Consider the following 23,155-nt stretch of genomic DNA (forward strand, 5'->3'; position numbering starts at 1 on the left):
CTAGACATTGATGTCGTAAAATTTGCGCGTGTCTTAGGCTGTAAAACAGAAGACTCGTTACAAATATAGTAAAAACCGCCGCGGAAATCCGCGGCGGTCTCTTTTCACACTTATATAAAATGAAATTATTTGCACATCTCAGCCTTTAAAACAACTCATGCATCAATCAAATAAAGAATATTCTTTTTCTGCCCCCACATTTGATACTACACATAACAATGCCCCATAATTTGGAGTAACATTTTTGTTAATGGCAAGAAAACACGTTTCGCCTTCACCTATATAATACACATCGCTTACGCTGTAATATTCTGCGGTCTCCACCCCCATCGGTTCTGTTTTCGGATTCCAGCTTTCTTTTTTATCTAATTGATTCTTTTGTTGTTTTGTTTTCAAATCATACTGCAACTGTTTTTCATTATCACTTAGCTGGATATACCGTCCATCCTTCGATACATGAATAAATGTTGCATCATCTCCCTGTAATCCCTTAAAATGATTTTTTTCAAAATCAACATAATCCGTCAGGTCTGAAGAGGAAAGATCATAAACATACACCCCCATATTGTCATAAACAACTAATTGTTCCTTTCCGACATAACCAATTTTAGGCATTGTATCATCAAAATTTAAAGTTGATTTGTAACTTGCCAGCCTTGCAAGTTCTTTCGAATCAACATTATTCAAACCAATTTTTTTATAAAGAAAACTTCCAAATAATACTACTAATAACAATCCACTGGCAACAACTATATATATTGTTTTTTGGCAGCTATATTCTTTCCCAATATTTTTAATCCGCATCTTCAATGTACTCCTTTCGCAAATAAAAGGTCGCATAGCTGATACATATTTTAATCTACCTTTATCACATAACCGAAGTAATGTTCTGGCATAAAATTTTCTTTCCTCCATTGATGTATTTTGTAATGTCTGTTCATCACAGGCCATTTCTATATCTTTATTTACTCCAAAATAAATTAACCAACATAAGGGATTATACCAATTTAAAGCAAGAGCTATATAATACAACATCATCAATAGATAATCTTTGCGTTTTATATGGGTCTTTTCATGCTGTAACACTATCTGCCGTTGCTCTGGACTCAAATCAAATGGCAAAAATATTTTTGGTTTAACTAAGCCGATAACACAAGCCATGCTTTCTTTCCACTCATAGATTTCATCCTGTGAAGATATCTTCTTTGCATTCTTTGTTCTTCTACAAACAGCAATCCTCTGTATAATATAATATACAGCAAAAACCAAAAGACCTATATACCACAATATCATAAGAATATTTATATTCTTCTTTTTTCCCATGTATGGTTTCGATGTATTTTCATCTTTTGGAAATATTTGCAAAGAATTATCACTTTTCATTTCCTGTGCAGAAAGATTTTCATTCTTTTCAACAAATGTTTCCGAATACAAAATGCCATATTCCGTATATATAGATACCGGAAACAATAAACGTATCAAAAGTATCACCCACAACATTATTTTTATGTAATTAGACTGTTTTCTTAATAAAAATCTTATAAACAAAAATAGTATAATAACTATTATTGTTCCACTCAAAGAACCACTATAAAATTTAAAAAAATCATTCATGTAGTTCCTCCTTATATTCGTCTATTACTTTCTCCAATTCTTGAATATCTTCTCTTGTCAGATTTCTTTCTTTAATAAACGAAAGGACAAATTGCGGTAATGAATTTGAAAAATATTCCTTTATAACTTCTTTTCTCTGACCATTTTCATAATCTGCTCTTGATTTTAATACAGTAATAACTGCCTCTGAATTACAAACCATTTTTTTATCAACTAATTTTTTCAAATTAGTATAGGTTGTTGACTTTTTCCAATTAAACCGCTCTAAACATTCTTTAACAAGTTTATTTGAAGGAATTTGACCCTTCTCCCAAATTACTTCCATCAATTTTAATTCTGCTTTTGTCAAATAAGTTTTCATTTCTATCACCGTATTTATTATTTTACCTATTTATTTTTGGTCTAAACTACTTAGACTACTTTTAGTCTAAGTCATTTAAACCTGTTTGTCAAGTATTTCCTCACACAAAAAAACCGCCGCGGAAATCCGCGGCGGTTTCTTTTCACATCTTTATGTAAGATGAAATTATTTATTCTTCATTTCAGCCTTTAAAGCTTCTGTCAGAGCTGGAACGATCTTGTTCAGATCTCCAACGATACCGTAATCAGCTACGGAGAAGATTGGAGCATCCTCATCCTTGTTGATTGCGATGATCAGGTCAGACTCCTCCATACCAGCTACGTGCTGGATTGCTCCGGAAATACCGATTGCAAAGTAGATCTGTGGACGAACGGTCTTACCAGTCTGTCCTACCTGATAATCCTGTGCTAACCAGCCGTTTTCTACAGCGGCACGGGAACAGCTTACCATTCCACCGAATACATCGGCAAGATCCTGCAGCATCTTGAAGTTCTCTTTGCTTCCAACTCCACGACCACCAGATACAAGAACCTTTGCATCCATGATGTTCTCTACGTTTCCAACTGCCTTAACAACGTTAAGGATGTCAACGTAACGGTTGTTCTTCTCAAGTGTAGGATTAAACTCGATCACTTCTGCCTTGCGACCAGCCTCTTTTGGAAGCTTCTGCATAACACCAGGACGAACGGTAGCCATCTGAGGACGGTTGTCCGGGCAGGCGATGGTTGCGATTGTGTTTCCACCGAATGCAGGACGGGTCATCAGTAACTGGTTGTGCTTCTGCTCGTCTTCCTTACCAGGAACTGCGTTGATTGGGAAATCACCGATCTCAAGCTTTGTACAGTCAGCGGTAAGTCCAGTTGCAACTCTTGCAGATACGGTAGGACCAAGGTCACGACCGATTGCTGTTGCACCAACTAACATAATCTCTGGCTTGTACTCATTGATGACTGCTGCAAGAGCCTGTGCATATGGCTCTGTACGGTATGTCTCAAGTTCAGGGTTGTCCACTACGATAACCTTGTCTGCGCCATACTCGCCTAACTCATCTGTTAAGCCCTTTACGTTTGATCCAAGAAGGACTGCTGTTACGTCTGTTCCTAAATCTTTTGCAAGCTCCTTTGCCTTTCCGATTAACTCAAAAGCGATAGAGCTAAGTTCATTGTCTACCTGCTGTGCGTAGATAAATACGCCCTTATATTCTTCTAAACCCATGTTATTCACCACTTTTCTCTATAATCTTAGATAATATGTTTCTCTTTGAATTTTCCGATTAAGTATGCAACGGACTCTGCAGGATCCAGATTTACTTTCTCTCCTGCACCCTTCGGTACCTTATCAGATGCCTTAGCGATCTTTGTTGGAGATCCTTTCAGACCAAGGTTAGAATCATCTACATCCTTTAAGTCTGCTCTGCCCCATACGGTAACTTCTTTGTCACATGCATCGAAAATTCCACCCGGAGTCATATATCTTGGCTCGTTTAACTCAGAAAGAGCAGTGATCAGGCAAGGCATTTTAGCCTTAACTTCATGATATCTGTCCTCATACTGACGCTTAACGATTACGGAATCTCCCTCAACCTTGATATCCTCAGCATAAGAGATTACCGGAAGTCCAAGATGCTCAGCGATCTGTGGTCCTACCTGTGCGGTATCACCATCGATAGCCTGACGTCCTGTGATAATCAGATCATAATCTAAGTTACGAAGTGCACCGGCGATTGTTGTGGAAGTAGCCCATGTATCAGCTCCACCTAATACTCTGTCGGTAACAAGAATAGCATCGTCAGCTCCCATAGCCATAGCCTCACGAAGAACAGCATCTGCCTTTGGAAGTCCCATGGTAAGAACAGTAACCTTTGCACCGTTCTGATCCTTAATTCTAAGTGCTGCCTCAAGACCAGCTTTGTCATCTGGGTTCATGATAGCAAGCATTGCAGCTCTATCGAGTGTTCCGTCTGCGTTGAACTTTACGCCGCCCTTTGTATCCGGAACCTGTTTAATACATACTACGATATTCATGTATTATTTATCTCCTTTTCTTCAATCTTGTTGTGACGCAACTGTACGATTATCTTAATAATGATCCAGAAATAACCATACGCTGAACTTCGGAAGTTCCTTCGTAGATCTCTGTGATCTTGGCATCGCGCATCATACGCTCTACGTCGTACTCACGGATATATCCGTATCCACCGAATAACTGGACAACTTCTGTTGTAACAGCCATAGCGGTCTCTGCTGCGAATAATTTAGCCTTGGCAGCTTCTACAGAATAAACCTTCTGTGTAGCCTTAGCCATGGCAGCCTTGTAAACAAGAAGCTGAGCAGCTTCGATTCTTGCAGCCATATCAGCAAGCTTGAACTGTGTATTCTGCTGCTGTGCGATAGAACGGCCAAACTGCTTTCTTTCCTTTGTGTACTCGATACAACGATCCAAAGCACCTTCTGCAATACCAAGTGCCTGAGCAGCGATACCGATACGTCCACCATCGAGTGTGTGCATTGCGATTGGGAAACCTCTTCCTTCCTGACCGAGTAATGCATCCTTTGGAATTCTGCAGTCCTCGAAGATCAGCTCGTATGTAGAAGATCCACGGATACCCATCTTCTTTTCCTTTGTACCGAAGGAGAATCCAGGAGCACCCTTCTCTACGATAAATGCGGAGAAGTTTTTCTTCTTTCTTCCCCTCTTGTCCTCGGTAATGCTTGTGATTGCGATTACGATGTAAACATCTGCAACCTTACCGTTTGTGATGAAACACTTAGATCCGTTTAAAACCCACTCATCACCATCTAATACAGCCTTTGTCTGGCAGCCCTGTGCGTCTGTACCAGCGCCTGGCTCAGTAAGACCAAAAGCACCGAGCTTCTCGCCCTTTGCAAGCGGTACTACATATTTCTTCTTCTGCTCTTCGGTACCGAATGTCATGATTGGATCGATACAAAGGGAAGTATGTGCAGATACGATAACACCGGTAGTTGCACAAACTTTGGATAACTCCTCAACACATGTAACGTATGTCAGAGGATCACATCCCTGTCCGCCGTACTCCTTTGGAACCGGAATTCCCATGAATCCGTATTTTGCCATCTTTGCAACAGTCTCAGCCGGGAACTGCTCTGTCTCATCTGTCTCCTGTGCAAGAGGTTTTACTTCTGTCTCAGCGAAATCTCTAAAAAGACCGCGAGCCATCTCATGTTTCTTGTCTAAAGTAAAATCCATGATTTTAACACTCCTTAATTATGATTTATTTTTATTTATACTTTTCTACTGTGCGTCTACAGGTGTCTTTGTGCGGTCTGCATTGTAGATGTAGAATCCCTTACCAGACTTAGCACCAAGGTTACCACCACGAACCATCTTACGGATGAGTGGGCATGCACGGTACTTGCTGTCACCTGTCTCGTTGTAAAGTACATCCATGATTGCAAGGCAGATATCAAGACCAATGAAATCACCTAACTCTAAAGGTCCCATTGGATGGTTAGCGCCAAGCTTCATAGCTGCGTCGATACCAGCGATATCGGAAACACCTTCCATCTTGATGAAAGCAGCTTCGTTGATCATTGGGATTAAGATACGGTTTACTACGAAACCAGCAGCCTCATTTACCTGTACCGGAGTCTTTCCGATCTCTACAGCGATCTTCTTGATTGCTTCAACAGTCTCAGCAGGAGTATTTACACCAGCGATAACTTCTACTAACTTCATACGGTCAGCAGGATTGAAGAAATGCATACCGATCATTGGACGAGTAAGTCCGTTTCCGATCTCTGTGATAGAAAGAGAAGAAGTATTGGAAGCGAAGATACACTCTGGCTTGGCAATCTTGTCTAACTCAGCAAATGTAGTCTTCTTTACATTCATATCCTCGAAAGCAGCCTCAACGATCAGGTCGCAGTCCTTGCAGAGGTCTTCTTTTAAACCTGGAGTGATCTTGGCAAGAATGCCGTCAACCTTCTCCTGTGTCATTTTCTCTTTTGCAACAAGTCTTGCATATCCTTTTGCAATCTTGTCTTTTCCGCCTTCAGCCCACTCCTGCTTGATATCGCAGAGTGCTACTTCATATCCGTCAACCTGTGCGAATGCTTTAGCGATTCCCTGGCCCATTGTACCAGCACCGATAACTCCAACCTTCATTTTAGTTCCTCCTAAATATTAAATATATTCACATTTCAAGGGGATGCAGCGCACCCCCTCTATGTATCTTATCTGGCAAAAAATTAGTATTTCTCAACGATTGTAGAACATCCCATTCCACCACCGATGCAAAGTGTAGCAAGACCTCTGTTAGATCCACGCTTCTGCATCTCATGAAGCAGTGTAACAAGGATACGGCATCCAGAAGCTCCTACCGGATGTCCAAGTGCGATTGCACCACCGTTTACGTTTACCTTGCTCATATCGAACTTTAAGTCTCTTGCAACTGCGATAGACTGGGCAGCAAATGCCTCGTTAGCCTCGATCAGATCGAAATCATCGATAGAAAGACCGGTCTTTGCAAGAACTTTCTTTGTAGAAGCAACAGGACCAACACCCATGATCTCCGGCTCAACTCCGCCAAGAGCTCCAGCTACCCATGTAGCCATTGGTGTAACACCAAGCTCCTTAGCCTTCTCTTCGCTCATAACAACGATTGCTGCAGCACCATCGTTGATTCCGGAAGCGTTACCAGCTGTAACAAGTCCACCCTCTTTACCAGAGCAGCAGCGTAACTTGGAAAGAGACTCAGCAGTTGTTCCAGGACGAGGTCCCTCATCCTTTACGAAATCAACCATTTCCTTCTTAACCTTTACAGGTACCGGAACGATCTCATCATCAAACTTGCCGGCTGCGATAGCTGCCTCGCACTTCTGCTGGCTGTTTGCAGAGAACTCATCAAGTTCTTCTCTTGTAATACCATACTTGTCACATACGTTCTCAGCGGTGATCATCATGTGGTAGTGGTTGAATGCATCTGTTAATGCATCGTTAACCATTGTATCGATAATTGTTGCATTGTTCATTCTGTATCCGAAACGAGCCTTTGTCATAGCGTAAGGAGCCATAGACATGTTCTCCATACCACCGGCTACAACGATATCAGCCTCACCAGCCATGATCATTGTTGCAGCATCGTTTACACACTTAAGACCGGATCCACAAACAACGTTGATTGTGATTGCCGGAACTTCGATCGGTAAACCAGCCTTGATGGAAGCCTGACGAGCTACGTTCTGTCCCTGAGCTGCCTGGATTACACAACCCATCTTAACTTCGTCAACCATCTCCGGCTTAACACCTGCTCTGTTTAAAGCTTCTTTAATTACAATTGCACCTAAATCTGCTGCTGGAGTATTGCTTAATGCTCCACCCATCTTGCCGATTGCTGTACGGCAAGCACCTGCTAATACAACTTTCTTTGCCATTCTTCGTTCTCCTTTAAATCAAACTCGCACCCAATGATGCTGTTAATTTTTTAACAATGTCTATAATACCACATTTTCCGCACAAAATCAATGAAAACCTACGTTGTTCATAAAAAATTCTTCATTTATTGCAACCGGCTCTGTTTCATGGTATATTTATGGTATATTTCAAGCAATACTGAGGGGAATCCAAACGGGGGATCATGTGATATGAAATTTGTAAGAACAGAAGACTTAAAGGCAGGCATGCGTCTTGCCAAACCAATTTACAATAAAAAAGGTGTGCTGCTTTATGAGCGCAATTCCGCACTCACCGCGCCGGGAATTGCCAGTGCAAAAAATTTCGGTCTGATCGGTGTCTACATTCTCGAGCCGGCCGAACCGCTTCCTCCGCTTTCCCGTGAAGATCTGGAGTTTGAGCAGTTACAGACAGTATACATTTTCCGTCTCCGGGAAGTGTTAAACTGCATTACCGAGCGCAGAAAACTCGAAAAATACCCGGTATTTCTGGAAGATATTCTTTCCCACTACGGGTCTTTAAAACATCGTGTGAATTTTAACCAGAATCTGCGCAGCAGTGATGATTTCATGTACAAGCATGCGATCAGCACCGCAATACTTGTAACCATGATGGGCGCCCATCTGAGACTACCGCAGGAAAAACTCCGTATACTGACCACGGCTGCCCTTCTTTATGACAATGGATACCAGAATGTTCCGCGGAATATTCTGGAAAAAGGAATGAACGACCTGTCCTCATCCGATCAGGATGTCATCCAGCTTTCTCTGGAAAAAGGACTCGTTCCGCTTTCCATGTACCGGAATGATTTTGACTTTTTTCCACGCGCACTGGCTCTGATGCAGACCTATGTATATGAAGACCACCTGGAAAAACTCGCAACCGCTCCGGATCAGGAATTACAGGAAATGGCATCCATTCTGCGCATCGCCGACTGGTTTGACCAGATGACTGCGATGAACAGCGGCCATGAACCGATGTCAGAAATTGCCGCCATGCAGTATTTCAAAAAATATCCAAAGAAGTTTCTTCCGGTGCTTGTCACAGCACTTGCAGAGTGTATTCATATTGTTCCAAAGGCCGCCAGTGTTGATCTTTCCACAGGTGATAAAGGCATTGTTCTTATAGAAAACACCCGTGATTTTATGCGTCCGGTTGTCCTGCGCCTTTCTGACAATCAGATCTACGACCTGAGCGACAAAAACGTTTATCAGGAAATGCAGGTGACCGACATCATGAAAACCATGGATAACCGTGTTGCCATGGATGAAGAAACCCTAAAGCAATTTGTACCGGATGAAAAGCTCCGACAATTAACGCAGGAATTCCGTAGAAAACTTGCTGCCGGGAAAAAATAGCATAACCGTAATCACCTTCCCCATGATTTATTCATGGGGATTTTTTATTTTCCACTTGACGTGTTTCCTCTATTCTGTTATATTTACTTCATCAGACGTAGTACATCTATCGTAGCAACGACAGACGAAATATGACAGATAAAGTAAGGAGGAATGCATATGGCAATCAGCAGTGATGTTATCCGTGGTTACAATGACACCATGATTCTTTATCTTCTGCTGGATCAGCCATCCTATGGTTATGAAATCTCCAGACAGATCAAAACGCTCTCCCATGAAAAATATATTATCAAGGAGACCACGCTCTATTCTGCGTTTACACGTATGGAGAAAAATGGCTATATCACATCTTTTCAGGATCAGAACACTGCAACCGGCAAACGCCGTACCTACTACCAGATCACTGGCAAAGGGCGTGCTTACTATCAGGAAAAATGTGAGGAATGGCTGCTTACGCAGGAAGTTGTAGAACAGTTTATCAGGAAAGGGGAAACGGAAAATGGAAGCTATTAGAAATTATCTGGAAACTATGTTTTTAAATCTTCCAAACACGCCAGAAGTATACAAAGCCAAAAACGAGCTCTGGCAGATGATGGAAGACAAATACACCGAGTTAAAAAATGAGGGAAAATCGGAAAATGAAGCGGTTGGCACCGTCATCGCGGAATTTGGAAATCTTGACGAACTTGCAGAAGATCTTGGGATCAAACAGTTTGTTCACCAGCCGCGGCAGGAGCAGACTCCCAATGCTGTATCGCTCTCTATGGAAGATGTCAGACAGTTTCTGCGGGAACATTCCCGTCATTCCTACTTTGTGGCACTAAGCGTATTTTTGTTTATCCTTTCTGCCTGCTGCCCGATCTTTTTCGGGGCTGCTGCAGATACTTCGCTGCGCAGCAGTGATGTACTTGATGCATCCGGTATTATTCTGATGTTTGTTTTCATAGCCATCGGTGTGGGCATGCTTGTCTATTCGAATGTATGCATGGGACACTGGAAACACTTAGAGGAAGGAAATTTCGTTACTGATTTTGCCACCACAGACTACATCCATCACGAAATGGAACATTATAAAAGCACACATGCGCTCCTGCTGACCATAGGTATCATGCTGTGCATCTTAAGTGTTGTCCCACCGATCCTTTTAGATGCGGCATCCAGTTTTGCGGCAGATACACTTGAGGACTGTTCCGCCGGGTTTGTATTAATCTTTGTTGCCATCGGCGTTTTCCTGATTGTAATCAGTTCCATGCGCATGGGCGGATATCGCACACTGCTGCATCTGAACAACCAGAACACCATTGGCGGAAACTACGTTCCGGAGCAGCAGGACCGCCAGCAGTACCATAATTCCACACTGGCTGCAATCATGTCCGTCTACTGGCCAACCATCACCTGCCTTTACCTGATCTGGAGTTTTCTTTCGTTCGACTGGTGGATTACCTGGATTGTCTGGCCGATTGCTGCGATTGTAGAATCCCTGATCAAAAACATCAGTAAAAACTAATGGGAGGAGAACTGTCATGAAACGAAATGTTTATTTAATCCTTATTACCGTCATTACGATTCTCTGTATCATTGCAGGAACCGGCTACCATCTGGTGCGTTTTGGTCTCTCCGTGGCAGAAGGACTGCCGTTTTTCAGCGAATTTATAGAGGCCATCTCTGACTGGGATGATGATGATGACGATAGTGATGACAATGATGATAGCGATAATGGTATATCCACATCCGTAGATGCCAGCCAAAAAAATCTGGATGCCTTCTCATCCATCAATGCCGACTTAAATGTTGTCGATTTAACCATCCAGCGGGGGAACACTTTTTCCATCACCTGCAAAGCCAGCAAAAAGCTTACCCCGGAATATAAAGTAGAAAACAACTGCCTGACAATCACACAGTATGCCAAAGCCCACAATGCTCTCGGCAGAAACAAAAAATGCTCCGTAACCATCACGGTCGCCGATACTTTAACCGATTTAAAACTCCATACAAACGTGGGCGATGTTGACCTGTCCGGTCTGAACGTTCTGTCACTTGACCTGCGTGCCGATGTCGGAGATATTGATCTGGAGAACTGCACTCTGGAGACTTCCACACTGGATGCAAATGTGGGCGATATTGATCTGGAAGATTGTACCTTTACTTCCATGGAAATTACCAGTAATGTAGGAGATGTCGATCTCGATTGCAAGGAAGACCTGTCCGGTTACCATATAGAATTAGGAACCGGTGTCGGAGATGTAAATGTTAATGATACCTACTGTCACCGCAGTTACTCCAACCAAGGCGATTCCTCACACTCGCTGACCATTTCCAACGATACCGGGGATATCAGCTTAACCTACTGATTCCAAAAAAGAGCGGAACACCTGACGGTGCCCGCTCTTTCTTTTTCATTATCTTTTATTTTAATGTAAGAAACAGATTTGCTTTCTTGAGTGCCGGACGAAGTGCCATGTAGATAATTACTGCAACAACGGCAGAAATGATGGCATTGACAGAAGTCGTTGTGATATTCCATACCAGTGCCACTTCTGCAGCCGGTTTTCCCATCAGCACACGCTTGTAAAAATATCCGAACAGTGGATCAAATACCACATTAAATCCAAGTCCGCAGACCGTGGCAATAATTGTCCACTTTAATACATGCTTATTGTCATTTGATGTAGAGATATGACCAATCTTGTGTGCAATCAGTCCTGTGATCAGACCGATACAAAATTTCAAAATAAATGTCTTTGGCGCATACACAACATAAACTGGATTAAACAGATCTCCGATTGTCATACCGATCGCTCCGCCGATTCCACCGTATACACCGCCAACAAGCAGTGCACCCAGCACACAGACAGCATTGCCAAGATGAAACGAAGTTGCATCTCCACCCGGCAGGGTAATCTGAATTTGAAGAAATGTAAAAATCACATAGGATAATGCTGCCATCAGCGCAGTCAATGTCAATTTGTAAATATTTTCGTGTTTCATAACCAATTCCTCTTTTCTGTAAAATCTAACGATATTTTACAGCAGAATGGTTATATGTAAATATCCAGTTTTGTATATTTTTATAGGGTCAGACAATATCTGACCCTATTTTTAATTTCCGCACTCTATTGAAATTTCATTAAAGGTTCCTAGAATATCATCGACCTGCATCGCCTTCTTTTCGGCTCCCGCCTTGTCAATGATCGCATGTCCCTGATGCATCATCAGAAGACGGTCCCCGTATTCCACGGCATAACGAAGGTTATGAGTGACCATAATCGTCGTGACCTTTTTCTCTTTTACAATTTTTCCGGTGAGCTGCATCACAATCTCGGCGGTCTTTGGATCAAGTGCTGCGGTATGTTCGTCCAGAATGAGAAATTCAATCGGTTTCATCGTTGCCATAAGAAGTGCCAGCGTCTGTCTCTGTCCTCCGGAGAGTGCCCCGACCTTTGTATGCATTTTATCTTCCAGTCCCAGACCAACACTTGCAAGAAGCTCACGGTACGCATTGATTCTTGCATGATTCGTTCCGCGTCCCAAACCATACGTTTTTCCTTTATTGTCTGCTATAGCCAGATTCTCCAGAATCGTCATGGACGGGCAGGTTCCCTTCGATGGGTCCTGAAATACCCGTCCAATACTCTGGTGGCGGATAAAATCTTTTTTCTTTGTAATATCCACGCCGTTTACCATAATCTTACCACCGTCCACCGGAATACTTCCACAGATGATATTAAGCATGGAAGTCTTTCCGGAACCGTTACTTCCGACAACAGAAACAAACTGTCCGTCCTCGATGGTCAGGTTAAAATCATCAAACAGGCAGATCTCATTGATCGTGCCGGGATTATACATTTTGTGAATGTGCTGTAATTCCAGCATTTACGCCACCTTCTTTCTCTTTTTGCGATCCATGCCAAGTACAAGGATCACAAGGAATAACACTGCCGTAATCAGTTTCAAATCAGAGGACGGCATACCAAGCCGGATGGCAATTGCCACACAGGCTTTGTACACAATCGAGCCGATCACGACGCTCGTCGTCACACGGATAAATGTCACCTTTTTTAACAGACTGATACCGATGATAACGCTCGCAAGACCGATCACCATCGTTCCGGTTCCCATCGAAATATCAAAATACCGCTGCTGCTGTGCAAAAATACATCCGCTTAATGTCACCAGACCGTTTGCAATCGCAAGGCCAATGATTTTAATTACACCTTTGTCCACGCCCATAGATGTCACGATCGTTTCGTTATCACCAACCGCACGAAGCAGATAACCGGACTTGGTATTCATATACCAGTCCAGTAAAAATTTCATGATCAGTGTAATAATCAGGATAATAATGGTATTGGCAAATGGTGCCAGCGCACCGGAAAATACCTTCTTTACCAATGCATTGTCAAACAACGTTGTCATATTATAAATCGGAAGATTTGCGCGTCCTGCAATCCGAAGATTTACCGTATAAAGAGCTGTCATCATAATAATACCGGACAGCAGATCCCGGACTTTTAATTTTACATGAATCAGTCCGGTTAAAGTACCTGCCACAGCACCTGCCGCAAATGCGATCACCAGTGTCAGAACCGGATTCATCCCTTTGGAGATCAGCACCGCAGAAAGTGCCGCCCCAAGAGGGAAACTCCCATCTACCGTCAGATCCGGAAAATCCAGAATCGTGTACGTGATATAAATGCCGAGGGCCATAATCGCATAGATCATACCCTGCTCCAAAACGCTTAATACTAATGTCATGTCATACCCCTTTATAACTTTATAACTTACTCTACTGTAATCTCATCAAATGTCTGTGCAGCATCTTTGATGTAGGATTCGTCCAGCTTCATGCCAATTTTATCAGCGGCTGCTGTATTGACGTACAGCTCTGCTTTTGATGCTGTAATGTATGGAGTGTCAGAAGCCTTTGCTTCTCCCTTTAAGATCTTTGCTGCCATCTTTCCGGTTTCAATTCCAAGCTGATAATAATCAATTCCCATGGATGCAACACATCCGGATTTTACCTGCTCGATCTCGCTTCCAAATACCGGGATCTTTGCACTGTTTGCCTTATCAAGAACCGTCTGTAACGCATTTACTACCGTATTATCGGTCAGGTTACACAGACAATCTACCTTGCCAACCAGATCCGTTGCTGCAATCTCAATATCTGCGGAGGTATTGATACCCGTGTCAACAATCTCAAAGTTATAATTGCCTGCCAGCTTTTTGTATTCTTCGATGGTGCTGCAGGAATTTGCCTCACTTGTGGTATAAAGGATGCCGATCTTCTTTGCATCCGGAAGCATCGCACGGATCATTTTCAGCTGTTCCTCCACCGGAAGGATATCAGAAGATCCTGTGATATTTCCAATGCTGGAACCATCTTCGTTTGCCAGGCCGGCAGAAACCGGATCAGACACTGCAGTATAAACAACCGGAATGTCCGTATTCATGGTAGAGTTGTATGCGCTGGCTGCACAAGGTGTTGCAATTGCACAGATCAGATCATCCTTTGCAGATACAAAGCTGTCAGCAATCGTGCTTGCCGTACCGGTATCGGTCTGTGCATTCTGATAATCCACCGTCAGGTTTTTGCCTTCCTCAATGCCTTCTTCTTTTAATCCTTCCAGAAATCCTTCGCGGCAGTTATCCAAAGATCCATGCTCCGCAAACTGGGAAATTCCCACTTTATAACCACTCTCTGTCGCTGCATTCTGTGTTCCTGTAGCTGCATTTCCACTGTTTCCGCATCCTGCCATAAGTCCCATTGCACATACGGCTGTCAAAACCATTGCTAATACTTTCTTTTTCATAATCTTTTCCTCGCTTTCTTTTTCTGACTAACTAACTTCAGAAACAAACCTTTCCCGGCTTTTCTGACTCTGAAAATCAAAAAACCGTCTCAGGAAATAAATCCTGAGACGGTAATAAAGCCTTTGCTTTCTTATCGCGGTACCACTCAAATTGACAGTCATCTGTCCGCTCTGTCACATACCTTCATATGCGCCGAATTGGTAACGGGTTCGGTTCCCGGCGACACCTACTCAATAAACCATATCAAAAATATGTTTCCTGCATTAATCGCCTCCGCATAACGGAATCCATGCGATCTGCTCCTTTTCAGGTCGCCCTCAAAAGTCCATTCAACAAATCCTTCCATACTGCATCGCACCACCTGCAGCTCTCTGGGATATCCAGATAAGTCTACTCCTCTTTCTCATCGGTTTGTTCTCTTATTGCTATACTTTAATCCTTTTATCTGTATTTGTCAACCGCTAAATCTGGAAGAATTTCAGATCTCCCGCCAGACTGTCTGCCATCTCATTTAACTCTTTTGCTTTTTCAACCAGCTGCTCAATCGTCTGATTCAGTTCCGTCATGGAAGCGGTTGTTTCCTCTGTAGATGCCGCATTTTCCTCGGAAATGGAAGACAGACTGACAATTACTTCTTCTACCTTATTGCGGGCATCATCGCAGATACCTGTGCTGGACTTGATATGAGCAGTCTCTTCACTGGACTTTTGGATTCCATCTCCGAGTGTACGGAAATGTTCCTGTGTACTTGCAAGTTTTTCCTGCTGGTTCTGCATGATCTCCGTCACTTCGTCTACAATGCTAACGGTCTGTTCTGCTTCATTTGCCAGTTCTTCAATAATTCCGTTGATAATATCTGCCGAAGAACTTGACTGCTCTGCAAGCTTCTGAATCTCACTTGCAACTACCGCAAATCCCTTTCCTGCCTCTCCGGCTCTTGCTGCCTCAATGCTTGCATTCAGGGAAAGCAGGTTGGTCTGGCTTGCAATGGAAGTAATCAGTTCCGTCGCTTCACGGATCTTCTGCACCGATTCATTTGTGGTATGTGTCTGCTGTGCCACCTGCGCAAAAGCTTCCGTTGTACGACTGTTGGCACTTCCGAGTTCCTCCATAAACTGTGTGGATTCCACACTTACCTGCTGCATCTGCTCAGCCATCTCTCCAAGCTGGTCTACATCTGCTACGATCTCCGCAAAAACATCTCCCATTTTTGAAATCTGTGTCGATGCTACATCTACCTCACTGGCCTGATTGGTCGCTCCCTTTGAAATTTCCTCTACCGCGCTTCCGATTTCTCCGGATGTCATATTACTGTTCTTTGCCATTACATCCAGTTCGTTTCCGGATTTCTTTACGTGCTTGGAAATTTTCTGTGCGGATTTGATCACCTCAGAAAGTCTTTCCAGGAACTGATTGACATACGCACCAAACGCTGAGAACTCATCCTTGCCGTTTGCTGCGGCACGAACGGTCAGGTTTCCTTCTGTCATCTGCTGCAATGTATTTTTAAAGTTTTTGATACTCTCATTCATGGTTCGGCTGATCAGCAGTGTCAGCATAATCAGAATACCTGCACTTAAAAACAGCACAAAAATCATAATTGCTGTCAGTCTCGTTCTGGATGCACTGGTATCTTTTTCCACCTCTTTCTGTACCGTGGCTGTTGTCTTTGTCAAATTATCTGCCAGCGTAATATTTTCTTTTTTCAGCTTCAGAACCTGCTCGTCCACCTTGTTCATTGCTTCAAACTGAGACTGCTTGTCTGCCAGCTTGCTGCTCACATCACTCTGCTGTCCCTTATCAAAAATATACAGTGGAATATTATCTGTCATCTCTTTGAACTGGGCTTCCAGTGCTTTGGCTTCATCCGCCACATCATTTCCTTCCATAACATGTTTGCTGTATGTCGCAAAATTATCGTTGATGGAAGCAAATGTTCCGCTGAAATCATATTTGTCCGAAAACGCTGCAGCAAGAGACAATTCCGCATAGTTTCCCTTTTCGAGATAAGCTTCAAACGTAACGGTACTGTAATCCTGCATCGCGTAGGAAGTAATCGGAAGCTTAATCGATACTTCTTCCCACTTTGCATTGGATGCCGTAAACTTACTGTTGAAATAAATTGCTTTTCCTTTATTAAAATCAGTGATTTTCTGATCTTTTAATGCATCACCGTAAGAACCGGAAATATCCTCATCCGTTACTTTGGAAAGATCTATTTTTTCTTTTTTACTGCCTTTTTGAAAACTGATGTTACTAAAATATACTTTTCCCGCATATCCTGCACCGTTACCACCGATTCTGGCAACGAGATAATCTCTCTTTCCGCCTTCCGGAATTTTTCCCTTATAAACAAACTTTGTATATGTTTTTCCGTCAATTTTGATTGTCTGTCCACCGCCGCTGATGGATGACCAGCTGCCATCCAGCCAGGACTGATCATCTTTGACAGCAGCAAATGTATTTGCAAGATCCTCATCATTGGCAATGAATTTCTGATATTCTCCCACATCCGAAGTGTAACCTCTCTGTGATGCCAGTTCACGGATCTGTGAATAATTATCCTTGCACTCTCCGATGGTTTCTGCCACCGTATCCAGTTTCTTCTTCTCCAGAATGGAGGCAGATTTTTTGGCCGCCTTGCTGTCATTTTCCATATCGGATAAATTCTTTACAATTTTTTCGAGGTAGGAATCATCCAGAAAGTAAAGATAAGAAGTTTCCAGACTCTGATTCTCACTCTGTGCCACATTAATGGCATTAATTTCTTTTAATACCTCATTGTTCCGGCTGTTCTTATTTAACGCGGTAATTCCGCCACTTCCCAAAATCACAGATGCTGCAATTGCAACTCCGCCCATTAAAAGGATTTTTCCTTTAATGCTCTGTACGAGTCTCATCTTCATATTCTGTACTCCTCCTTCATTCTTCTCTGGTACTTTCCATTTATTTTCTAATAAATTTTATCATTAAAAATACTTAATTTCAATATTTTATCAGCTTAAATTTAGCTAATATTTCGCATTGTTTTTTGGTGTTTTTTTCTTTTATTACTTTATATCCATACAAAAAAGACGTCTTTTGCAGACAAAGCCCACAAAAAACGTCTTTTTCCTTTTTATCGCCAGATTCCCCGGCGTCTGCGAATCGTATCATACATATCGTGTTCCATTGCCATAACTTTTTCCACCGGAACACTTTTAAAAACCGGCATCTTCATTTTAAACCGAATCCAGAAGAAGGAATATACACCCAGTGCAAAAAATACTGCAGCAGATAAAAATAGAATCGCATTGCGTTCCACCGGGTCTGTTGAAATGTTACAAATCATAAAAATAGTACCCGCAATTCCGATAAGCGGAAGCACCGGTCCAAACGGAACTTTGAAACTTCTTGGTGCTTTCGGAAGACGGTGCCGCAGCACCAGCACATCAATATGTGCAAAAATATAAGACACCATCCAGAATACCGATCCAACCAGAATAAAAAAGGAAATTGCATCCGATGAATCACTGCTGATAAATGCAAATACAAGAATCAGAATACTGATGAACCACACACCGACAAACGGCACATTGTTTTTGTTCAGTTTTTTAAAGCAGCGCGGCATCATATTCATTTTTGCCATTCCCTGACAGATACTTGCCAGCCCGTTGATCGCAGAGTTCTGGGAACTGATCAGTGCCAGCGCCGCCACAAAAGCCATCCATATTTTTCCGACATTTCCCAGAAGATTTTCCCCGTACAGCAGATGCGGGGCTGCAGAATCTGCCAGCTTGTCCCATGGGGTATAATTGTGAAATCCGAACACCAGAACCGACTGCACAACACAGATCAGTCCCAGCCCAAGAAACATACCGAGCGGTACATTCCGCTTGGCATTTTTGACATCCTTCGAAATCGGAATCACATATTCTGCACCAATAAACAGCCAGAATGCAACTGCGGTCATGGAAACAATCGTTTTCCAGTCTGCGGAAAGAACCATCGGCTGACTCACCTTTTTTCCTGTGCCAAGTCCCAGCATGCCGATGACACCCATAATCACCATCGATCCGACCATCAGATATGCCACTGCATCCTGAATCTTTGCAAACATATCCACACCCTTTAAATTGGCAATCAGAAGAATGACCGTCACCAGAACGGTATAGGAAAAGTTTGGAATCGGCAGATGAAAAATTTCTCCCATGGCATATGCGAAAATTGAGGCTTCCACACCGGAAGACAATACATTGCAGAACAGATACCCTCCCACCATGGAAATCATCGTCGGAAACGGTCCCAGGCAGGCAAGCGTGTACTGTGCCAGTCCCCCGGTCGTATTCGGCATCAGGGCATTGAGTTCCGACAGGGATGCAATGGTTGTCATGTTAAACAGACAGGCAATTACCATGGCAAAAATAAAGGTCACGCCAATCGTCCCTGCGCCCTGTCCGAGTGAAACCAGACAACTCGTTGCAATGACAAGTCCTACAGAAACAGAAATAACACTTTTGAGTCCTAACTTCTTTTCTTCCATAAACAGACTCCCATCCCCTACAACGCTTTTTCGCCCTCATCACCGGTGCGGACGCGGATGACATTATCCAGTTTATAGATAAAGATCTTTCCATCTCCGATGTGACCGGTATACAGCTGTTCCTTGATGATCTCTACGATGGAATTCACACGCTCCGTTTCCACAACAATATTGATCTGCTGTTTTGGAAGCAGTTCCATCTCTTCAAGCTCATCCACTTCATACTCTCTGGTTCCTTTTTCCACACCGCATCCAAGTACCTGCATCACGGTCATTCCCCGCACACCGGCTTTGCTGAGTGCTGCTTTTAAGCTGGAAAATTTTGACATGCCTGTAATTACTTCAATTCTTGACAAACTCATGGTCTTTCCTCCTTGGTATAATGCTCTTTACAATTCCAGTTCCGGAATCTTTGTTCCTGTAATGAGCCGCTCATAACCCTGTGGGGTAATCCCGGCATACTGTTTAAAATCTTTGATCATATGTGCTTCGTCATAATAGCCGCACTGCTGCGCCAGTGCATCTAGCCGGATCCTCTCCGGCATTTTATTTATGACATGCAGCAGCTTCTGAAACCGGACAAACCGTTCAAAATTCTTTGGCGAAATTCCATGCACCTGCTGAAAAACACGCCGGATATAACATTCCGAATATCCGGTTTCCTCTGCCAGCTGCCGGATACAAATGCATCCATCGGTATCATAAATTCTCTCCCTGAGATAATTTTCCAGCTTTTGTATGCCATCCGCCAGTTCTTTTCCACGCAGTTTTGCATATTCCGTCGTAAATACATTGACACGCTCCGAAATATTTTTACTCCCGGCAAGTTTTTCGGTCAGGTGATCTCCAAACAGATTGCCATCAATCTCGAGATCTTTGTTAACCAGATCCCGGATGGAAAGTTCTTCCGGCAGAATACAGCTTCCCGGCTGAAAACGGACCCCAAAATATGAACGTCCGTCCTCAAACTCCCAGCCTTTTGCGGCAAGAACCGTTCCGCCAATATACGTCTTAACATCCTGCTCTCCGATTCCAAACAACAGGTCCACACTGCCATCCGGCACCGCTTTCATCTCTACCTTTGAATTTTTCTTTTTGGAAAATTCATAAAAGTGGGAGATTCCGGATTTCATTTCTTTTTTTACCTCATAATCATCTGTATCCAGCACCAGATACGGCTGCATTGGCATGACGTTTTTCATTTTCTTTCGCCCCTTGTACTTAAACCTCTGCCAGGGCCGCCCGGCAAAAAGTACTTAAAAAGGCGTACCTTTTATGCCATATCCGGCTGATCCCATAAAGGCAGTTCCACGCCGATACCTTCTTTTAATGCATTGCGGTATACAGTACCGCCCCAGGCAATGTCCTCAACAGGCATACCGCCTACCGAGTATACAATGATCTCATCATCGCTCTCCCGTCCCGGATGCTTTTTATTAATGATATCGGCAATATCTACAATATCTTCCCGCTGAATCCGTCCTTCGTGCAGATAATCCGTAAACTTGGAACCTATGATCTGTACCATCTCATAACTCGGATACGGAAATTCCTCTGCCCAGGCTTCATACAGTTTATAGTTATCCACCACTTTCTTGCAGCGGTTGATCAGAAAATCATCATCAAACCGTGCAGCCGATGGCAGACAGATGAGTGCACCTTTTTTGACCCAGTCTTCTGCAATATATGGGAAATCGATTTCTTTTACCGGTGCGGTGGAAGTAACACAGATGATGTCACTGTCTTTTACGGCCTCTTCCATCGAATCACATACGATGACCTGCTGAATCTGCGGACATTCCTTCTTTACGAACTCTTCAAATGCATGCAGGGAACGCTGTCCTCTTCCTTTCACTTTTACCGTAGTAATCTTCGGGCAGACGCTTAAAAAAGCCAGCAGACAGGTTCTTCCCATAACACCCGGTCCGATAATGGTAACCGTTTCGGAATCTTTTCCTGCCAGATATTTTGCCCCGACTCCTGGAATTGCTCCGGTACGGTAACAGCTGACAAGATTTGCAGACATCAGTGCCAGTGGCGCCCCGGTATCTTTATCGTTCAACATCATCATCAGAATGGAACGCGGCAGACCGGAAGCTTTATTCTCACAGTTACTTCCATACCACTTCATTCCTGCCATCTGGTATTTTCCTCCAAGATATGCCGGCATCGCCATAAACCGGCGGTCGTCTGCATTTTTCGGCATTCCCTCAAACTGCGGATCATCCGGAAAAATGACCTGTGCACCGTGGGAATTATGGTTGACTCCGGCCATCACATAATCGCCTTTGTTCAATGTAACCAGCAGATCTTCCATTGCCTCCACACACTGATCCATGTTCTTTACTCCGGCCTTGATCATATCCGGTTCACTCAAATATAAAAATTTAATCCTGGTATCCATATGCATTTCCTCCTTATGTTTTCAGAGGTATGGAATATCAAAGCAAATAAACAAAAAAGACGCCATAGTATCACCTACTATAGCGCCTTTGCTACTTATTCGTGCTTATAATATACCATACTATCTTTTTGATTGCTACTCCTGTATTCTTTTTTATACAACAATCCTGCTATCTTAGATCACTGCCTGAAACCGGTCATACCGCAGTTCATGCAGATCCAGTGTGGTTTCTTTTCCCATGGCCAGTTCGGATAACAGTTTTCCGACAATCGGTGAAATTCCAAATCCGTGTCCGGTAAAAGCACAGGCTAACAGCAGTCCCGGCACTTCTTTAACCGGTCCGAGTACCGGTACTCCGTCCGCACACAGATCTTCATATCCGGCCCAGGTACGGACGATCTTTGCATCGGCAAGTTTTGGAATGTATTTCATAATTCCCCGGCAGATGCACGGAGCAGTGATACTTGAAGTAATCATATGCCCATTGTCACGGTTTTCTGCCTCAAATCCGGAAGCACCTCCGAATACAAAAGATCCATGATTCGTCTGATGGCCGTAGAAATCCGCATCTGCGGTACCAAGCATCTGTGGAAACATCTTTGGCTCAGCCTCCGTAACCAGTGCCTCGATCAGCTCTTTGCGCATCGGGATGTCAATGCCGACACTCGCTGCAATCGAACGGCTTTCGTATCCGGATGCCAGTACAATGGTTTCTCCTTCATACACATTTTCTGCGGTTACCACACGTCTGGCTTTTCCTTTGATCTTCTGGATCTCGAGCACATCCTCACCTGTGATAAACTCTGCGCCAAGCTCTCTGGCTCTCTTGTAAAAACCGAGGGTTGCAACGAGCGGATTGGCATGTCCGTCGGTCGGGCACCAGCTGGCAACCGTAATCTCATCGCTTAAGTATGGGTTGATCTCACGCACTTCTTTTCCATCGATCATCCGCACATCCAGTCCCAGTGCAACGGCACGGTCCGTCAGTCCCTGTAAGATTTCTTTATGCTTTGCTGTCTTTCCGAGACGAAGGTTTCCTTCTTTATGGTATTCCACATCCACACCGAGTTCTTCGGACAGTGTCGGCCACATGTGTTCCACGGCATACATGGCAAGCGGAAGTTCTCTTGGATCACGTCCGGACTGTCTTACACCGCCTCCGTTTCTTGAGGAACCACCGTTTCCGATATAATCGCTTTTTTCGAGTACGATCACGGAAACCCCTTCTTTTGCCAGATAATAAGCTGTTGCGCATCCGATGATTCCACCACCGATAATTACTACTTCCGCATTATTCTTCATCTTCCTCGCCCTCCTTTGCCTCTGCCGCAAACACGCGCATCTCGATCGGACGCATCGGTGCCCGGGATGTTGCCGGTTCCAGTTCTGCCGGGGATACGTTCAGTTCTCTTGCCACGATTCCTTTGACCAGCTTTGCACAGGTCTGTCCCTGACAGAGTCCCATGCCGGTTCTTAAATACCGGCGGATCTCCGTCAGTGTGAACATTCCATCGTGCACCGCTTTGCGAATTTCCCCTTTGGTTACTTCCTCGCACCGGCAGATGATCATATCGTCATCCGGTCCCGGTACGAAAGGTCCGATATCTCTTGATCTATCATTAATCTCATGCATAATTTTTTCCTCCTCT

22 protein-coding genes and 1 other annotated feature are annotated in these 23,155 nt (G+C 43.6%); of the genes, 4 read left to right on the forward strand and 18 right to left on the reverse strand.

Annotated features, from left to right (window positions below; all coding sequences use genetic code 11):
* Positions 1-162: 162 nt before the first annotated feature.
* From M72_RS02605 to M72_RS02635, 7 genes are all read right to left on the reverse strand, one after another.
* Positions 163-1,614 carry a M56 family metallopeptidase gene (locus tag M72_RS02605; protein ID WP_055067053.1) on the reverse strand — a complete coding sequence of 484 codons (1,452 nt, stop codon included), beginning with the start codon at positions 1,612-1,614 and terminating at the stop codon, positions 163-165.
* Entirely contained in the window at positions 1,607-1,963 is a 357-nt protein-coding gene (locus M72_RS02610; RefSeq protein ID WP_206541797.1) for a BlaI/MecI/CopY family transcriptional regulator, read from the reverse strand. The genes M72_RS02605 and M72_RS02610 overlap by 8 nt, the downstream gene beginning before the upstream one ends.
* Before the next feature lie 177 nt (positions 1,964-2,140).
* On the reverse strand, positions 2,141-3,190 hold the full coding sequence (locus M72_RS02615; protein ID WP_055067055.1) for an electron transfer flavoprotein subunit alpha/FixB family protein: 1,050 nt from the start codon (positions 3,188-3,190) through the stop codon (positions 2,141-2,143).
* Positions 3,191-3,216: 26 nt separating this feature from the next.
* Positions 3,217-3,999, reverse strand: coding sequence for an electron transfer flavoprotein subunit beta/FixA family protein (locus tag M72_RS02620; RefSeq protein ID WP_022045360.1), 783 nt, complete (start codon positions 3,997-3,999; stop codon positions 3,217-3,219).
* A 49-nt stretch (positions 4,000-4,048) separates the two neighbouring features.
* Positions 4,049-5,203, reverse strand: coding sequence for an acyl-CoA dehydrogenase (locus tag M72_RS02625; protein WP_022045361.1), 1,155 nt, complete (start codon positions 5,201-5,203; stop codon positions 4,049-4,051).
* Between the two features lie 45 nt (positions 5,204-5,248).
* Positions 5,249-6,121, reverse strand: a complete 873-nt coding sequence (locus M72_RS02630; protein ID WP_022045362.1) for a 3-hydroxyacyl-CoA dehydrogenase family protein — start codon at positions 6,119-6,121, stop codon at positions 5,249-5,251.
* A gap of 83 nt (positions 6,122-6,204) precedes the next feature.
* The gene (locus M72_RS02635; protein ID WP_022045363.1) at positions 6,205-7,389 is read right to left on the reverse strand and encodes an acetyl-CoA C-acetyltransferase; all 1,185 of its coding nucleotides are present in this window, start codon (positions 7,387-7,389) and stop codon (positions 6,205-6,207) included.
* 210 nt (positions 7,390-7,599) lie between these two features.
* On the opposite strand from M72_RS02635, the gene M72_RS02640 reads away from it, so the two are divergent.
* The 4 genes from M72_RS02640 to M72_RS02655 all read left to right on the forward strand — a co-directional run bounded on the left by M72_RS02640 (position 7,600) and on the right by M72_RS02655 (position 11,117).
* On the forward strand, positions 7,600-8,766 hold the full coding sequence (locus tag M72_RS02640; protein ID WP_055067056.1) for an HD-GYP domain-containing protein: 1,167 nt from the start codon (positions 7,600-7,602) through the stop codon (positions 8,764-8,766).
* Positions 8,767-8,925: 159 nt separating this feature from the next.
* The gene (locus M72_RS02645; RefSeq protein WP_055067057.1) at positions 8,926-9,279 is read left to right on the forward strand and encodes a PadR family transcriptional regulator; all 354 of its coding nucleotides are present in this window, start codon (positions 8,926-8,928) and stop codon (positions 9,277-9,279) included.
* Entirely contained in the window at positions 9,266-10,273 is a 1,008-nt protein-coding gene (locus M72_RS02650) for a permease prefix domain 1-containing protein (RefSeq protein ID WP_055067058.1), read from the forward strand. Before M72_RS02645 ends, M72_RS02650 begins: the two co-directional genes overlap by 14 nt.
* A 16-nt stretch (positions 10,274-10,289) precedes the next feature.
* Entirely contained in the window at positions 10,290-11,117 is an 828-nt protein-coding gene (locus M72_RS02655) for a DUF4097 family beta strand repeat-containing protein (RefSeq protein ID WP_055067059.1), read from the forward strand.
* A gap of 55 nt (positions 11,118-11,172) precedes the next feature.
* On the opposite strand, the gene M72_RS02660 is transcribed toward M72_RS02655, so the two are convergent.
* The 11 genes from M72_RS02660 to M72_RS02710 form a co-directional block, all read right to left on the reverse strand.
* Positions 11,173-11,754: an ECF transporter S component gene (locus M72_RS02660; protein WP_055067060.1), complete on the reverse strand. Its 582-nt coding sequence runs from the start codon at positions 11,752-11,754 to the stop codon at positions 11,173-11,175.
* A 111-nt stretch (positions 11,755-11,865) separates the two neighbouring features.
* Complete coding sequence (locus M72_RS02665) at positions 11,866-12,639, reverse strand: ABC transporter ATP-binding protein (protein ID WP_055067061.1); 774 nt, start codon at positions 12,637-12,639, stop codon at positions 11,866-11,868.
* Positions 12,640-13,521, reverse strand: coding sequence for an ABC transporter permease (locus tag M72_RS02670; protein WP_055067062.1), 882 nt, complete (start codon positions 13,519-13,521; stop codon positions 12,640-12,642).
* A gap of 26 nt (positions 13,522-13,547) precedes the next feature.
* Positions 13,548-14,579 carry an ABC transporter substrate-binding protein gene (locus M72_RS02675; protein WP_055067063.1) on the reverse strand — a complete coding sequence of 344 codons (1,032 nt, stop codon included), beginning with the start codon at positions 14,577-14,579 and terminating at the stop codon, positions 13,548-13,550.
* A 101-nt stretch (positions 14,580-14,680) separates the two neighbouring features.
* Positions 14,681-14,996, reverse strand: a binding site (T-box leader).
* A gap of 45 nt (positions 14,997-15,041) precedes the next feature.
* The gene (locus tag M72_RS02680; protein ID WP_055067064.1) at positions 15,042-17,486 is read right to left on the reverse strand and encodes a methyl-accepting chemotaxis protein; all 2,445 of its coding nucleotides are present in this window, start codon (positions 17,484-17,486) and stop codon (positions 15,042-15,044) included.
* Between the two features lie 212 nt (positions 17,487-17,698).
* Entirely contained in the window at positions 17,699-19,102 is a 1,404-nt protein-coding gene (locus M72_RS02685) for an APC family permease (RefSeq protein WP_055067065.1), read from the reverse strand.
* A 17-nt stretch (positions 19,103-19,119) separates the two neighbouring features.
* A complete protein-coding gene (locus M72_RS02690; protein WP_022045373.1) occupies positions 19,120-19,464 on the reverse strand; it encodes a P-II family nitrogen regulator in 345 nt (114 codons plus the stop codon).
* Positions 19,465-19,491: 27 nt separating this feature from the next.
* A complete protein-coding gene (locus tag M72_RS02695) occupies positions 19,492-20,304 on the reverse strand; it encodes a helix-turn-helix domain-containing protein (RefSeq protein ID WP_055067066.1) in 813 nt (270 codons plus the stop codon).
* A 71-nt stretch (positions 20,305-20,375) separates the two neighbouring features.
* The gene (locus M72_RS02700) at positions 20,376-21,506 is read right to left on the reverse strand and encodes a tyramine oxidase subunit B (protein WP_055067067.1); all 1,131 of its coding nucleotides are present in this window, start codon (positions 21,504-21,506) and stop codon (positions 20,376-20,378) included.
* 174 nt (positions 21,507-21,680) lie between these two features.
* Positions 21,681-22,808 (reverse strand): NAD(P)/FAD-dependent oxidoreductase, encoded by a 1,128-nt coding sequence (locus tag M72_RS02705; RefSeq protein WP_055067068.1) that lies wholly within the window; start codon positions 22,806-22,808, stop codon positions 21,681-21,683.
* Entirely contained in the window at positions 22,798-23,139 is a 342-nt protein-coding gene (locus M72_RS02710) for a (2Fe-2S)-binding protein (protein WP_022045377.1), read from the reverse strand. The genes M72_RS02705 and M72_RS02710 overlap by 11 nt, the downstream gene beginning before the upstream one ends.
* Between the last annotated feature and the right edge of the window lie 16 nt (positions 23,140-23,155).

The organism is Roseburia faecis, assembly GCF_001406815.1.
Lineage (GTDB): Bacteria > Bacillota > Clostridia > Lachnospirales > Lachnospiraceae > Roseburia > Roseburia faecis.